This is a genomic window from Pseudomonas sp. C32 (genome assembly GCF_030417915.1).
GTDB lineage: Bacteria > Pseudomonadota > Gammaproteobacteria > Pseudomonadales > Pseudomonadaceae > Aquipseudomonas.
Genome location: NZ_JAUHUK010000012.1, coordinates 83,330 through 98,135 on the forward strand (window position 1 = coordinate 83,330; position 14,806 = coordinate 98,135).

Below are 14,806 nucleotides of genomic sequence, written 5' to 3' on the forward strand. Positions count from 1 at the left end.
AAACGTATTAAGCCTGACGAAGCCAGGCGTGCAATTCGGAAAAACGATCTATGGACAGCCGCGGCTCAAACAGCTTCAGCGCCTCAATGGATTGAGCACCATAGCTCACCGCAACTGAATCCATGCCGGCATTGCGTGCCATTTGCAGATCAAACGACGAATCGCCGACCATCAGCGCCTGCTGCGCAGAAACGCCGCAATGAGCAAGGATTTCTTCCAGCATCAGAGGATGAGGCTTGCTGGCCGTTTCATCTGCCGCACGAGTGACATCGAAGTAATCTTCCCAGCCGTGCGCCTTGAGCACCCGATCCAGCCCGCGACGAGCCTTGCCGGTGGCCACCGCCAAGTGATAACCCTCATTGCGAAAGGCTGCCATCGACTCGACAACACCCTCGAACAACGGCGACGGCACAGCTTCCGATGCGATGTAGTGATCAGCATAGTGCTGACGAAACGCGACGAGCTCGTCATCGCCAATATGCGGATACAACGTGCGAATCGCCTCGGGCAACCCCAGTCCGATGATGCCCTTGACGGAAAAGTCATCGCACAATTGAAAACCGGAGCGCTCGGATGCCACATGCATCGCTTCGACAATCCGACCGATGGAGTCGGCAAGGGTGCCATCCCAATCAAAAATCAGCAGCTTGTAGTCAGATGGGCGCACTCAATCGCTCCACGGTCTTGGCCCACATTTCGTCTACCGGCGCCTGAAGCTTCAGCTCACCACCATCCGGTAACGGCACAGTCAGCATGTAGGCGTGCAGGAACAGGCGCTTGCCGCCCAGATCGCGAATTTCCTTGCTGAAATCGTCATCACCGTATTTGGTGTCACCAGCAATGCAGTGACCCGCGTGCAAGGTATGGACACGAATCTGGTGAGTGCGGCCGGTGATCGGCTTGGCTTCGATCAGGGTGGCAAAGTCGCCAAAACGACGCAGGACCTTGAACACGGTCACAGACTCCTTGCCCTCCTCCTCGTCGACCTCGACCATGCGCTCACCGGAGCGCAGATTGCTCTTGCCGAGCGACGCTCGAACTTGCTTGATCGAGGACGCCCAGTTACCGCGAACCAGCGCCATATAGCGCTTATCGACGCCATCGCCGCGCAAGGCTGTGTGCAAGTGACGCAGCATGCTGCGCTTCTTGGCGATCATCAGCAGGCCGGAAGTGTCACGGTCGAGGCGGTGAACCAGTTCGAGCTCCTTGCAATCGGGACGCAACTGACGAAAGGCTTCGATGACGCCGTAATTCAAGCCGCTGCCGCCGTGAACGGCGATACCGCAAGGCTTGTTGATCACGATCAACGCCTTGTCTTCGAAGACAATCGAGGCTTCGAGGCGCTGAAGCAGGCCCTGAGCCAGCGGTACCGGCTCGTCGCGCTCAGGCACACGAACCGGCGGCACGCGCACGATATCGCCCGCCTGCAGTTTGTATTCGGGCTTGATCCGCCCCTTGTTCACACGCACTTCGCCTTTGCGCAAAATGCGGTAAATCAAGGTCTTGGGCACACCTTTGAGCCGTGCAAGAAGGAAGTTGTCGATGCGTTGGCCGGCATATTCCGGCGAGACCTCAAGCAGTTGTACGCTTGGAGTCGGGAGGGTAGTCGTCGTCATGCCGCGGATGATAACAATTTTTATGGAATTGAAGCACTTAATCATTGCTGCTATAGTCGCGAACGCCGCCAAAAGCGGCCTGGACAGCGGACCATCGGTCAAAAACCGGCCCTGACCAACGCAATTCACCAGGACGCGAGGCCGTCCTACGGGGCTTTCGCTACGTAACGGTGGAGTTTGCAGGTGTAACGAGCGCAGGTGACATGAGGCCTGAATCACGCTGCAAAACGGAGTATCTCACTCGTTTTGCAAGCCATATTCACGGCCAGTTCACAAAGTGCAGTCAGCTGCGAATGACCCCGAGCGAACGCTTCGGAAACAACGCCTAAATTAGCCATGATGCGTGACCTCCCCTTTCGGAGCTCACGGTAAATGCCAACCCGCTGCGGATTCTGCGCGCGGCAGCACCCGAATTATCAGGGATACGTGTAGGGTGGAGATGCACAACCGCTGGACTGTGTAGCAATAGGCTTTATCAAGACGCTTCATCTCGTCCACAGCCGCTGGTTGATTCCTCCTCCTGACTGAGTGCTTAAGTAGCCACAGCAAGCAGGACGCGTACGTCGCGATGAAGGCCCACATTGGCCAGACTTCGCTGGACACGGGAATGGCCAACCACTCCCGACGCACCTGACACCGACCGTGAGAAGTCGTGTGTGCCGAACGCCGTTTCCGGCAGCCCGGAAACCGACGGTACTACATGAAAAGAATGCTGATTAACGCAACTCAACCCGAAGAGTTGCGTGTTGCACTGGTAGATGGCCAACGCCTCTACGACCTGGACATCGAATCCGGTGCACGCGAGCAGAAGAAGGCCAACATCTATAAAGGCCGGATTACTCGCATCGAACCAAGCCTCGAGGCTGCCTTTGTCGATTTCGGCTCTGAGCGCCACGGCTTCCTGCCCCTCAAAGAAATCTCCCGCGAATACTTCAAGAAAGCCCCTGAAGGCCGCGTCAACATCAAGGACGTCCTGAGCGAAGGCCAGGAAGTCATCGTTCAGGTCGAAAAAGAAGAACGTGGCAACAAGGGCGCCGCCCTGACCACCTTCATCAGCCTGGCCGGTCGATATCTCGTTCTGATGCCGAACAACCCGCGTGCCGGCGGTATCTCCCGTCGCATCGAAGGCGAAGAGCGCAATGAACTGCGTGAAGCCCTGAACGGCCTGGTTGCCCCGGCTGACATGGGTCTGATCGTGCGCACTGCCGGCCTGGGCCGCAGCAGCGAAGAAATGCAGTGGGACCTCGACTACCTGCTGCAACTCTGGACCGCCATCAAAGAAGCCTCGCTGGATCGTTCCGCGCCGTTCCTGATCTACCAGGAAAGCAACGTGATCATCCGCGCCATCCGCGATTACCTGCGCCAGGACATCGGCGAAGTGCTGATCGACAGCGTTGAAGCCCAGGACGAAGCCCTGACCTTCATTCGCCAGGTGATGCCGCAGTACGCCAGCAAGATCAAGCTGTACGAAGACAGCGTTCCGCTGTTCAACCGCTTCCAGATCGAAAGCCAGATCGAGACCGCTTTCCAGCGCGTCGTTGAACTGCCTTCCGGCGGTTCCATCGTCATCGATCCGACCGAAGCCCTGGTGTCCATCGACATCAACTCGGCGCGCGCCACCAAAGGCAGCGACATCGAAGAAACCGCGCTGCAGACCAACCTTGAAGCCGCCGAAGAAATCGCCCGTCAGTTGCGCCTGCGCGACATCGGCGGCCTGATCGTCATCGACTTCATCGACATGACCCCAGCCAAGAACCAGCGTGCCGTGGAAGAGAAAGTCCGCGAATGCCTGGAAGCCGACCGCGCTCGCGTGCAAGTCGGTCGTATCTCGCGCTTCGGCCTGCTGGAAATGTCCCGTCAGCGCCTGCGTCCGTCCCTGGGCGAAAGCAGCGGCATCGTCTGCCCGCGTTGCAACGGCACCGGCATCATCCGTGACGTTGAATCGCTGTCCCTGGCGATCCTGCGCCTGATCGAAGAAGAAGCCCTGAAAGACCGTACCGCCGAAGTTCGCGCACAAGTGCCGATCCCGGTGGCCGCGTTCCTGCTCAACGAAAAACGCAACTCGATCACCAAGATCGAACTGCGCACCCGTGCCCGCATCGTCATTCTGCCGAACGATCACCTCGAAACGCCGCACTTCGAAGTGCAGCGTCTGCGTGATGACAGCCCGGAAGCCGCGACCAACCAGTCCAGCTACGAAATCGCTGCTGCCGCTGCCGATGTGGAAGAAGTCCAGCCAGCCGCCGCGACCCGCACCCTGGTTCGCCAGGAAGCCGCCGTCAAGACCGCACCGGCCCGCGCCAACGCTCCGGTTCCGACCGAAGTCGCCGCTCCGGCCCCTGCTCCGGTTGCAGTGCCTGAGCCAAGCCTGTTCAAAGGCCTGGTGAAGTCGCTGGTCAGCCTGTTCGCCACCAAGGAAGAGCCTGTTGCTCCGACCGTGGTTGAAAAGCCTGCGACCACCGAGCGCCCGGCCCGTAACGAAGAGCGTCGCAACGGTCGCCAGCAGAGCCGCAACCGTAACGGTCGCCGCGATGAAGAGCGCAAGCCTCGTGAAGAACGTGCTCCGCGTGAAGAACGCGCCCCACGTGAACCGCGTGAAGAGCGTCAGCCACGCGAAACCCGTGAAGAAACGCCGGCCGTAGCCCGCGAAGAACGCGCACCTCGCGCACCTCGTGAAGAACGTGCGCCGCGCGCACCGCGTGAAGATCGCAAGCCACGTGGCGAGCGTGAAGAACGCGTTCGTGAACTGCGCGAACCTCTGGATACCACGCCAGCCGCCGCTCCAGCTCCAGTTGCAGCTGTCACCGCTGAAGAGCGTCCGGCCCGCCAGCCACGTGAAGAACGTGCTCCACGCCCACCGCGTGAAGAACGCCAGCCACGTACCGAGCAAGCCGCTGCCGCCGTCGCCGAAGAAGAACTGCCGACCAGCGAAGAGCAACTGCAGGAAGACGGTCAGGATGGCGCCGAAGGCGATCGTCCACGCCGCCGCTCCCGTGGTCAGCGTCGTCGCAGCAACCGTCGCGAGCGTCAACGTGACGCCAACGGCAACGTGATCGAAGGTTCGGAAGATTCCGAAGGTAACGAAGGCGCCGAAGGCCCTGAAGCACCAAGCACTGCCGATCTGGCCGCCGGCCTGGCTGTTACCGCAGCCGTTGCCAGCAGCGTGATCAGTGCTCCAGCCGAAGCACAGGCCAACGAGCAAGCCGAACGCGCGACTGCCTCCACCCTGGAAACGGCTCCGGTCGAAGCGCCAGCTGTTGAAGCGACCACGCCGGTCGAAGTCACTGCCGCGCCAGAAGTCGAAGTCGCACCAGCACAGCCTGTTGTTGAAGCCGCTGCCGAACCCGTCGTGGTTGCAGAACCGGTTGTTGAAACCGTGTCTGAAACCGTGTCTGAAACCGTTCGTGAAGTTCGCGAAGAGCAAACCGCATTCAACTGGGTTGCCGAGCCTGCTGCCGCTGAAACACCAGCACCGGCGCCAGTCGCTGAACCTGAAGTAGCGCAAGCGATGGTTTCCGAACCTGTGGTTGCTGCTGCCGAGCCTGCGCCAGTTGTTGAAGCGCCAGTTGTTGCCGAAGTTGCACCGGTCGTCGCTGAAGTGACCACACCTGTCGTGGAAGCTGCCCAAGTCAGCGCCCTGACGCCAAATGGTCGCGCGCCTAACGATCCACGCGAAGTGCGTCGTCGCAAGCGTGAAGAAGAGCGTCTGCAGAAGGAAGCCGAACTGGCCGCCGCTGCTGCACCGACTCCGATCGTGGCTGAAGCGGTTGAGGCAGCACCTGCCGAGACGGTTGAATCCGTGATCGAAGAAGCACCGCGCTCCGTTCAGGAAGCCGTAGAGCAACACGAACAAGCCGAGGAAAAAGAACACGAGCCTAAACCGCTCGTCTGACTCCGTCGGTGACTAAAAAGCCCCGCCTGGTGATCCAGGCGGGGCTTTTTATTGCAATAAAGATCCCGCAGCTTTCGGCAGCGCCTACAGATGCTCGACGCAGGAGCTGCCGAAGGCTGCGATCTTTTTGATTTCACCCAAAGACCAACTTCTCCGGCACATCCACATCCCACAAAACCCCGGGATCATCCACCGAAACCTCAACCACTCGCCCCTGCGCAAACAAGGGCTTGGCTCCCCGATCTCCCGAAAGCGCCATCAAGCCAGGTCCAAAACTGCAACCGAAACCGACCGGATGCCCGTAGTCACCATCATGTACCGGGACACTGATACCATCTTCAGCAACTTGAACCACAATTTGCTCGATAGTCGACGGCAAGACAAACGGCATATCCCCCAACACCATCAACCATCCCCCGAGCTCCCCGCACGCAGCCACACCAGCGGCAATGCTGTCGCCCATTCCAGTGGACTCGATCAGCACGATCGCGCAACCATAAGCCTTTGCCATGCGGATCACTTGCGGGCGGTCAGCGGTGGTCACCAACACCCGCTTCTCCAGGGTTGCCGGCAGATTGACCAGCACCTGCTCAATGACAGATCGAACCGCGCCATCCCGACCGACGCAGTCAGCCAGCAACTTGTCTTTCTCGGCACCGGCGACCTGGCGAAACCGACTCCCCTGCCCCGCTGCCAGCACAATGACGCCGATGGGCTCGCTCATACATCCTCCTGCAACGGTTTCTTCTGTTTCAACTCGACGCCATTTTTGATCGCCACGATTTCGGCCATGAGCGACAAGGCGATTTCCGCTGGATTATGACTACCGATATGCAAACCGATCGGGCCGTGCAATCGAGCGATGGCCTGTTGTGACAAACCCAGTTGAGCCAGGTTGTCCCGGCGTTTCTGGCTGTTGATCCGTGAGCCCAGTGCGCCGACATAGAACGCCTTGGAATCGAGGGCTGTCAGCAGCGCCATGTCGTCCAGGCGCGGGTCGTGAGTCAGGGCGACGATGGCCGTGCGTTCGTCGGTCTGGATACTCAGGACGGCCTCGTCGGGCATGCCCGAGACAAAACGTCCGTGCTGCGCTTCCCAGCCATAGACGAACTCGGTGCGCGGGTCGCAGATCAGCACTTCAAAATCCAGCAACCGGGCCATTTCGGCGACATACCGGGACAGCTGCCCCGCGCCAATCAACAACAGACGCCAACGCGGACCATAAATTGCGCGCAAGGTCTGCCCGTCGAACATCAACACGTCCGACTTGCTGGCAGGCGTCAAAATCACTTGGCCGGTTTCAAGGTTGAGTTCCCGTGCGACGATTTCATGGGCCTCACAGTGGGCCAGCAATTGCTCGACCCAAGCCGCATCATCGACGCGCTCTTCGATCAAACGCAGCGTACCGCCACACGGCAAGCCGAATCGCGCCGCCTCTTCACGGGTGATGCCGTAGGTAATCAGTTGCACCGCTGGCCCGTCGACCGGGATTCGACCGTCGTGCTGCCGTGCAATCAGATCATCTTCGACGCAGCCACCGGAGACCGAGCCAATCACCACACCGTCCTCGCGCAGCGCCAGCATCGCCCCAGGTGCCCGGGGCGCGGTGCCCCAGGTCTGGGCGACGCTGTACAACATTACCCGCTGACCAGCGCGGCGCCACTCCAACACGCTGCGCAGGACATTCAGGTCGGCGCTGTCCATCAGGCGCCTGCCTTCTGCCAACCCGACAGCTGATAACGAACCGGCAAATTGCGAATGCGTTGGCCGGTGGCGGCGAAGATCGCATTGCACAGCGCCGGGGCAATCGGTGGCACACCCGGTTCGCCGACGCCGCCCAACGGAACGTTGCCCGGTGGGGTCACCAAGTGTACGGCGATGTCTTTCGGCGCCAGGGACATGCGCGCCACTTCGTACATGTGGAAGTTGTCCTGCTGGACCTTGCCGTCCTTGAAGCTGATTTCACCCAGCACCGCGTTGCCCAGCCCCATGACACAGGCGCCTTCGAATTGAGAGCGAATCCGTTCGGGGTTGATCTGCGGTCCGCAATCGACGGCAATATCGGCCTTGTGCACGATCAGCGTGCCGTCGTCTTTGACTTCAACCTCGATCACCGCTGCCACGTACGTCACGAAACTGTAATGCACCGCCAGACCCAATCCTCGCCCTTTGGGCAACTCGCGCCCCCAACCGGCCGCCTTCGCGGCAGTTTCCAGCACCGTACGCAGGCGTGCCGTATCGATCGGATAACGCTCCGGCGATTCACCGTAGTTCCATTCTTCACTCAAGGTGCGCGGATCGATCTGACGGTCCGGGCCGAGCAATTTGACCTGATACTTGAGCGGGTCCTGTCCGGCCTTGTGCGCCAGTTCATCGATAAAACTCTGGACCGCAAAGCCATGGGGAATGTTCGACACCGAGCGATACCAGCCGACCCGGGTGTGTGCCATCGCTTCAGGGTTTTCCAGGCGGATGTTGGGAATGGCATAGGCCATGTTGGTGAAACCCATGCCCAGTTCGAACGCCGCTTCATGGTTCATGCCCGGCGCAAACAGCGCGGTGATGCTCGGCGCCACGGTGCGGTGCAACCAGCCGGAGGGCAAGCCGTCCTTGTTCAGGCTGGCCTTGAGGTATTCCACCGACACGGTGTGGAAGTAGGAATTGTGGATGTCGTCTTCACGGGTCCACTGCACACGCACGGCTTTGCCGGGGAATTCCTTGGCCAGGATGGCGGCTTCGATGATGAAGTCAGGTTTGGACTTGCGCCCGAAACCGCCGCCCAGCAAGGTTACGTTGAACGTGACCTTGTCCAACGGCAATCCCAGGCGTTCGCCGATCCGCTGGCGGCTCACCTGTGGCGCCTGACTCGGGCCCCAGGCTTCGCAGACGCCATCCTTGTAGCGTGCGATGGCGACCATCGGTTCCATCGGCGATTGCGACAAGTGAGGCAGGTAGTAGGACGCTTCCAGCGTGTTGTCGGCGCTGCTCATGGCTTCGTCGATGTTGCCGGTATTGCGCACCACTTTGCCGGGTTTGAGTGAAGCAGCTTCCAGTTCCTTGCGGTAGGCAATCGAGTCATAGCTGGCATTAGGGCCGTCGTCCCACTCGATCTTCAGCGCCTCGCGCCCCTTGATTGCGGCCCAGGTATTACTGGCCACTACGGCGATTCCGCCCAACGGTTGAAACTCGGAAGGCAACGGACGGCTGTCGATCTGAATCACCTTCAGCACACCGGGGACTTTCATCGCCGCACTGCCATCGAAACTTTTGACCTTGCCGCCATAGACCGCAGGCCGGGCGATCACCGCGAACAACATGCCGTCGAAATGCACATCGGCGCCATACACGGCACGACCATTGACGATGTCGTCACCGTCGATCGCCTTGGTGCCTTCCTTGCCGATGTAGCGAAATTCCGACGGCTGCTTGAGCTTGAGGCTGTCGCGTGCCGGTACAGCCAAGGCACCGGCAGCAGCCGCCAGCGCGCCGTAATCCAGTTCGCGGCCTGACGGTGTATGGATAACTTTGTGCAACTGCGCATGGCATTCGCTGACCGGCACTTTCCACTGCTCGGCGGCGGCTTGTTCGAGCATGGTCCGTGCGGCGGCACCGCAACGGCGCATCGGTTCGTACCAGTGGCGCATGCTGCGCGATCCGTCAGTGTCCTGATTGCCGAAGCGCACTTCGTCACCCGGTGCCTGACGCACTTTGACCCGCGCCCAATCGGCTTCCAGTTCATCGGCCACGACCATGGTCAGGCTGGTGCGCACGCCCTGACCCATTTCCGAACGGTTGCACACCACGGTCACCGTGCCATCCGCGGCAATGCTCACATAGACCTTGGGGTCATCGATCCAGCCGTTGGGCATACCGTCGGCGCCGAACTTTTTCTCTTTCTCTTCGGCAAACGCCTCCTGCCAGCCCCAACTGGCGGCAACGACCAATGCACCAGTGGCGCCGACACCCTTGAGGAAGCCTCGGCGACTGAGGTTGCTCAGGGCGAAGTCATTCGGTAACTGGCTCATGCCTTGGCCTCCTTCAGGTGAGTGGATGCCTGACGGATGGCGGTCTTGATGCGATTGTAGGTGCCGCAACGGCAGATGTTGCCGACCATCGCTTCTTCGATCTGCTCGTCGCTCGGGTTCGGATGGATCTTGAGCAACGCGGTCGCGGACATGATTTGCCCGCCTTGGCAAAACCCGCATTGGGCCACCGCGCTATCGAGCCAGGCTTGCTGCACGACTTTGCCAATCGGGTCCGCGTGCAGGTTGTCGATGGTGGTGACGTTCTGCCCGATGACCGAACCGATCGGTGTGATGCAACTGCGCGCCGGAGCGCCTTCGATATGAATGGTGCACGCCCCGCACAGGCCCATGCCGCAGCCGAATTTTGTGCCGTTGTAGCCGGCGACGTCACGGATTGCCCAGAGCAGCGGCATGTCCTCGGTGACATCGAGTTGATGGTTCTGACCGTTGAGTTTCAGGGTAATCATGGGCACGCCCGCAGAGTGTTCGGGTTATGGGGTCGAGTAATCTGCCGCTGGAAGGTCAGCGGTTGGCATCACGCAGATCGACTCAGGCTAATGGGCTCTCTTGTGCAGACGAACACGTCTGCACCGGGCCTTTGATGGAGTAAATGCATTGCATCGTTAGCTCGCTAAGTTAACGCAGCATTAACAAAAAAGCCCTGCACTAGTTACGGTACAGGGCTTTGGATTCAGACTTGAGAGCGTAGCCTCAATAGCGATTCGGCTCCATTTCCAGATCGACGTGGAAACGTTCTGAAATGTCTTTCTGGATGCGTTGCGCCAGGTGGAGCAATTGCAATCCGGTGGCGCCGCCGTAGTTGACCAGCACCAGCGCCTGCAATTTATGCACGCCCGCGTCCGCATCACGGAAACCTTTCCACCCTGCCCGCTCAATCAGCCATCCGGCGGCCAGTTTCATCTGCCCATCGGGTTGCGCGTAGGCCACCAGGTCCGGGTACTCACCCTTGAGCCGTGCAGCCAGCGCGGCCGACACTAATGGGTTTTTGAAGAAACTGCCGGCATTGCCGAGCACGGCCGGGTCCGGGAGTTTTTCGCTGCGAATGCTGCAAATGGCCTGGCTGACGTCGGTGGCGGTTGGATGCTCGATACCTTGCTCGGTCAGGCGCTGGCGCACCGGGCCGTATTCAAGATGCAAATGCGCTGCGCGGTCGAGTACGAAACGCACGCGCAGGATCAACCATCGCCCCGGTTCCTGCTTGAAGAGGCTGTCGCGGTAGGCGAAGTTGCAATCCTTCAGACTGAAGTCGCGCAGTTCACCGCTTTGGCGATCGAGGGCAGTCAGACCGGCGAACACGTCCTTGATCTCGACCCCGTAGGCGCCGATGTTCTGCATCGGTGCGGCGCCGACGGTACCCGGAATCAGGCTGAGGTTTTCAAGCCCCGACAACCCTTGCGCCAAGGTGTGCTGCACAAACGGATGCCACGGCTCACCGGCCTCGGCTTCGATCACCACCTTGCTGCCGTCATCGCTGAGCACACGAATGCCACGGGTGGCCATGCGCAGCACCAGCGAGTCGATATCCGCTGTCAGCAGCAAATTGCTGCCGCCGCCGATCACCAACACTGGCACTTGGTGCTCCCGGCCATAAGCCAAAGCCTCACGCACATCAGCGTCGCTATGAGCCTCGGCGAACAACCGCGCCTGAACGTCCACTCCGAAGCTGTTGAACGGCTTGAGCGAAACCTGCGACCGAACCTGCAAACTCATAACCGTCCCTTCAATTCGATCACCAGCAAATCACTGGCGCGCTCGATCAGGTCCAGCACCTGTTCGAAACCTTGATCGCCGTCGTAATACGGGTCCGGCACTTCATCGACTTCCGACTCATAGCGGCGCAGGAACAGGTCCAGCTCGGCCCTGCCCTTGGCCGGTTGCAGGGCCTTGAGGTTGCGCAGATTGCTGTTGTCCATCGCCAGGATCAGGTCGTACGTGGCGAAATCGGCGCGGCTGACCTGCTGGGCGCGCTGGGCGGACAGGTCGTAGCCGCGCAGCTTGGCCGCTGCCTGACTGCGCTTGTCCGGCGCTTTGCCGACATGCCAGTCACCGGTGCCGGCGGAGGCGACTTCAACTTGATTGGCCAACCCCGCCTCACGCAGTTTATGGCGCAGCACGCCTTCGGCCGTGGGCGAACGGCAGATGTTGCCCAGGCAGACAAACAGAACCCGCATCAGGCCTCCAGCAGGCGACGAACGCGCTCGAGGTCTTCGATGGTATCGACACCGGCCGGTGGTGCGATCAGCGCGTCGGCAACGTGGATCCGCACGCCGTGCCACAGGGCACGCAGCTGCTCCAGGCACTCGATGTTTTCCAGCCAGCACGGGCCCCAGCTGACGAAGTCATGCAGGAAACCGGCGCGGTAGGCATAGATGCCGATGTGGCGACGGTAAGGCACGCCTTCCGGTAGCTCGTCGCGGCTTTTGGCAAAGGCATCTCGCGCCCAAGGCAGCGTGGCGCGACTGAAGGTCAGTGCCAGACCGTTAAGATCGCTGACCACCTTGACCACGTTCGGATTGAACAGGGTTTCCACGTCTTCGATCGGCTCGGCCAGCGTGGCCATGCGCGCTTCGGTGTGGGCAGCCAGGTTGGCGGCGACCTGATCGATCACGCTCGGCGGAATCAGCGGTTCGTCACCCTGGACGTTGACCACGATGGCGTCCGGCGCCAGCCCCAGTTTCTCGGCCACTTCGGCCAGGCGATCGGTGCCGGAGTTGTGGTCTTCACGGGTCAGCACCACTTCGGCGCCAAAGCTTTTGCAAGCCTCGATAATGCGCGCGTCGTCAGTGGCAACCACCACACGCTCGGCGCTGCTTTTGCATGCCTGCTCCCAGACATGCTGGATCATCGGCTTGCCGGCGATCAGCAGCATCGGTTTGCCCGGCAGACGGGTCGAGGCATAACGCGACGGAATGACGACGGTAAAGGCTGTGGTCATTTATCCAGACGCTCGTCGTTGGTCAGGGTGCGCGCTTCGGATTCGAGCATCACCGGGATGCCGTCGCGAATCGGGTAGGCCAGGCCTGCGCCTTTGCTGATCAGCTCGGTCTTGTCGGCGCTGAGTTTGAGCGGGCCTTTGCAGACAGGGCAAGCGAGGATATCGAGCAATTTGGTGTCCATGAACATTCCCTGGATAAAAACGGATTAAGGCAACAAACGAGCCGGCAACAGGCGCATCAACTGCGTATCGAACCAGGCCACGAAGGCCGGCGACGGCGCAGCATCGACCGCCAGGTACCACCAATCGGCAGCGGCGAAGGCACGGCACTTCACCGCGTCCTTTTCCGTCATCACCAACGGCAATGACGGCGTGAAATTCAAGGCCTCGACGCTGTATTCGGCGTGGTCGGCAAATGCATGTGGAACAGGCTGCCAGTGTAGCGTTTCGAGGGTTTTGAAGAAACGCTGCGGGTTGCCGATTCCGGCCACGGCGTGCACGGCCTGGCCTTTGGGGAAGTGATCGAGGGAGCGACGTTCGCCGCTGCGCAGGTTAACCAGTTCGGAGGGTTGCAACTGGAAGGCAAAGCCATCGTCGCGGTCAGCCGGGGCGCCGTTATAGAGCACAGCGTCAACGCTTTGCAGACGCTCGACCGGTTCACGCAGCGGCCCGGCCGGCAAGCAGCGCCGATTGCCCAGTCCGCGGGCGGCGTCGATCAGTACCAACTCCAGATCCCGGGCCAGCCGATAGTGCTGCATACCGTCGTCAGACAGGATCAGGTCCAGCGGTTCACTGGCCAACAGGGCTTTGACGGCGTTGCTGCGGTTGGGGTCGATCATCAGCGGCACACCTGTGCGCTGGACGATCAACAGCGGTTCATCGCCTGAGATGCCTGCGCTTTGATCCGCCTCGACCCGCCATGGCAATTGCGGCGGTTTGGCACCGTAACCACGGCTGACCACACCGACCCGCAGCCCACTGCGCTGACAATGCTCGATCATCCACAAAATCAACGGTGTCTTGCCGGTGCCACCGACCGTGATGTTACCAACGACGATCAGCGGCACGGGCGGCTGATAGATCTCGCCCTCACCCGCCAGAAAGCGTTTGCGCTTGTTCATGACCACGCGCCGGTACAACCATTCCAGTGGCTGTAACAGCTTCAGGGCCGGATGACCGTCATACCACGCGGCGAGCAATCGATCGGACATGGCCATCAGGGCGCGGGAGGCGCCGCCTCGACAGTGGTCATGCGCAAGTGGCTGAAACCGAGTTTGCCGGCGGCGTCCATGGCGATGATGACGGACTGATGTTGAGTCTTGCCATCCGCGCTGATCGACAGCGGTCGGTTGGTGTCGCCATTGGATTCTTTCTGCAGCGCCTCCATCAGCGAGGCCAGGTCGCTTTTCGGCAGGATCTGGTTGTTCACCGAGAACACGCCTTCGGCACTGATGGTGATATCGACCGGCTTGTCCTGATCCTCCGCGGGCGAACCGCTGATCGCTTCCGGCAGATCGACGCGCAACTGGGTTTCACGGGTGAAGGTGGTGGTCACGACGAAAAACAGCAGCAGGATGAACACCACGTCGATCAGCGACGCGAGGTTGATGTCCACCGTTTCCCGTGGTTTGCGGCGGAATTTCACGCTTTGCTCCTGGACAGGTCCACATCACGGTCGCCCTGAACCACCTCGACCAGTTTGATGGCCTCTTGCTCCATGCCGACCACCAGCTCATCGATCCGGCGTTGCAGGAAACGGTGGAAGAACACCGCCGGGATACCGACCATCAAGCCTGCGGCCGTGGTGATCAAGGCTTTGGAGATACCACCAGCCAGTACCGAGGCGTTGGTGGTCATGCCGCTGCCGGTAAACGCGCTGAAAATATCGATCATGCCCAACACCGTACCCAACAACCCCAGCAACGGGGCCATGGCGGCGATGGTGCCGAGGGCGTTGATGTAGCGCTCCAATTCGTGAATGACCCGCGCGGCGGCCTCTTCGATGCACTCTTTCATGATCTCGCGACCATGTTTTGAGTTGGCCAGGCCTGCCGCCAGGATCTCGCCCAACGGTGAGTTGAGGCGCAGTTCCTTGAGTTTTTCTTTATTGAGTTGTTTGTCCTTGATCCAGACCCAGACCTGCCCGAGCAAATGCTCCGGGGTCACACGGCTGGCTCGCAGCGTCCAGAGGCGTTCGGCGACAATCGCCATGGCGGCGATGGAACTCAAAATGATCGGCAGCATCATCCAGCCGCCGGATTTGACCAATTCCCACACAGTGACAATCCCCTCGAAAAAGTGCGCCACTCTAACATAG

The 14,806-nt window shown here is 60.5% G+C and carries 14 protein-coding genes; 1 reads left to right on the top strand and 13 read right to left on the bottom strand.

Going from position 1 to position 14,806, the window contains the following annotated elements:
• Positions 1-7: 7 nt before the first annotated feature.
• Together QYH43_RS15395 and rluC are read right to left on the bottom strand one after the other, a co-directional pair.
• Positions 8-667: an HAD-IA family hydrolase gene (locus QYH43_RS15395; RefSeq protein WP_095056615.1), complete on the bottom strand. Its 660-nt coding sequence runs from the start codon at positions 665-667 to the stop codon at positions 8-10.
• Positions 654-1,616: a 23S rRNA pseudouridine(955/2504/2580) synthase RluC gene (gene rluC, locus QYH43_RS15400; RefSeq protein ID WP_095942602.1), complete on the bottom strand. Its 963-nt coding sequence runs from the start codon at positions 1,614-1,616 to the stop codon at positions 654-656. The genes QYH43_RS15395 and rluC overlap by 14 nt, the downstream gene beginning before the upstream one ends.
• A gap of 700 nt (positions 1,617-2,316) precedes the next feature.
• Here rluC and rne point away from each other — a divergent pair.
• Entirely contained in the window at positions 2,317-5,508 is a 3,192-nt protein-coding gene (gene rne, locus QYH43_RS15405) for a ribonuclease E (protein ID WP_301157322.1), read from the top strand.
• A gap of 133 nt (positions 5,509-5,641) precedes the next feature.
• Here rne and QYH43_RS15410 read toward each other — a convergent pair whose 3' ends face one another.
• The 11 genes from QYH43_RS15410 to QYH43_RS15460 form a co-directional block, all read right to left on the bottom strand.
• Positions 5,642-6,232 (bottom strand): nucleotidyltransferase family protein, encoded by a 591-nt coding sequence (locus tag QYH43_RS15410; protein WP_301157323.1) that lies wholly within the window; start codon positions 6,230-6,232, stop codon positions 5,642-5,644.
• Positions 6,229-7,212, bottom strand: a complete 984-nt coding sequence (locus tag QYH43_RS15415) for an XdhC family protein (protein WP_301157324.1) — start codon at positions 7,210-7,212, stop codon at positions 6,229-6,231. The genes QYH43_RS15410 and QYH43_RS15415 overlap by 4 nt, the downstream gene beginning before the upstream one ends.
• Positions 7,212-9,533: a xanthine dehydrogenase family protein molybdopterin-binding subunit gene (locus tag QYH43_RS15420; RefSeq protein WP_301157325.1), complete on the bottom strand. Its 2,322-nt coding sequence runs from the start codon at positions 9,531-9,533 to the stop codon at positions 7,212-7,214. The genes QYH43_RS15415 and QYH43_RS15420 overlap by 1 nt, the downstream gene beginning before the upstream one ends.
• Positions 9,530-10,000, bottom strand: coding sequence for a (2Fe-2S)-binding protein (locus tag QYH43_RS15425; protein ID WP_095056610.1), 471 nt, complete (start codon positions 9,998-10,000; stop codon positions 9,530-9,532). Before QYH43_RS15425 ends, QYH43_RS15420 begins: the two co-directional genes overlap by 4 nt.
• A gap of 244 nt (positions 10,001-10,244) precedes the next feature.
• Positions 10,245-11,264: a UDP-N-acetylmuramate dehydrogenase gene (gene murB, locus QYH43_RS15430; RefSeq protein WP_301157326.1), complete on the bottom strand. Its 1,020-nt coding sequence runs from the start codon at positions 11,262-11,264 to the stop codon at positions 10,245-10,247.
• A complete protein-coding gene (locus QYH43_RS15435) occupies positions 11,261-11,725 on the bottom strand; it encodes a low molecular weight protein-tyrosine-phosphatase (protein ID WP_095056608.1) in 465 nt (154 codons plus the stop codon). Before QYH43_RS15435 ends, murB begins: the two co-directional genes overlap by 4 nt.
• Positions 11,725-12,489, bottom strand: coding sequence for a 3-deoxy-manno-octulosonate cytidylyltransferase (gene kdsB / locus QYH43_RS15440; protein ID WP_301157327.1), 765 nt, complete (start codon positions 12,487-12,489; stop codon positions 11,725-11,727). Before kdsB ends, QYH43_RS15435 begins: the two co-directional genes overlap by 1 nt.
• The gene (locus QYH43_RS15445; RefSeq protein ID WP_095056606.1) at positions 12,486-12,671 is read right to left on the bottom strand and encodes a Trm112 family protein; all 186 of its coding nucleotides are present in this window, start codon (positions 12,669-12,671) and stop codon (positions 12,486-12,488) included. The genes kdsB and QYH43_RS15445 overlap by 4 nt, the downstream gene beginning before the upstream one ends.
• A 24-nt stretch (positions 12,672-12,695) precedes the next feature.
• On the bottom strand, positions 12,696-13,706 hold the full coding sequence (gene lpxK, locus QYH43_RS15450) for a tetraacyldisaccharide 4'-kinase (RefSeq protein ID WP_301157328.1): 1,011 nt from the start codon (positions 13,704-13,706) through the stop codon (positions 12,696-12,698).
• On the bottom strand, positions 13,706-14,134 hold the full coding sequence (locus tag QYH43_RS15455; RefSeq protein WP_095056604.1) for a biopolymer transporter ExbD: 429 nt from the start codon (positions 14,132-14,134) through the stop codon (positions 13,706-13,708). The genes lpxK and QYH43_RS15455 overlap by 1 nt, the downstream gene beginning before the upstream one ends.
• A complete protein-coding gene (locus tag QYH43_RS15460; RefSeq protein WP_301157329.1) occupies positions 14,131-14,766 on the bottom strand; it encodes a MotA/TolQ/ExbB proton channel family protein in 636 nt (211 codons plus the stop codon). Before QYH43_RS15460 ends, QYH43_RS15455 begins: the two co-directional genes overlap by 4 nt.
• Positions 14,767-14,806 lie beyond the last annotated feature (40 nt).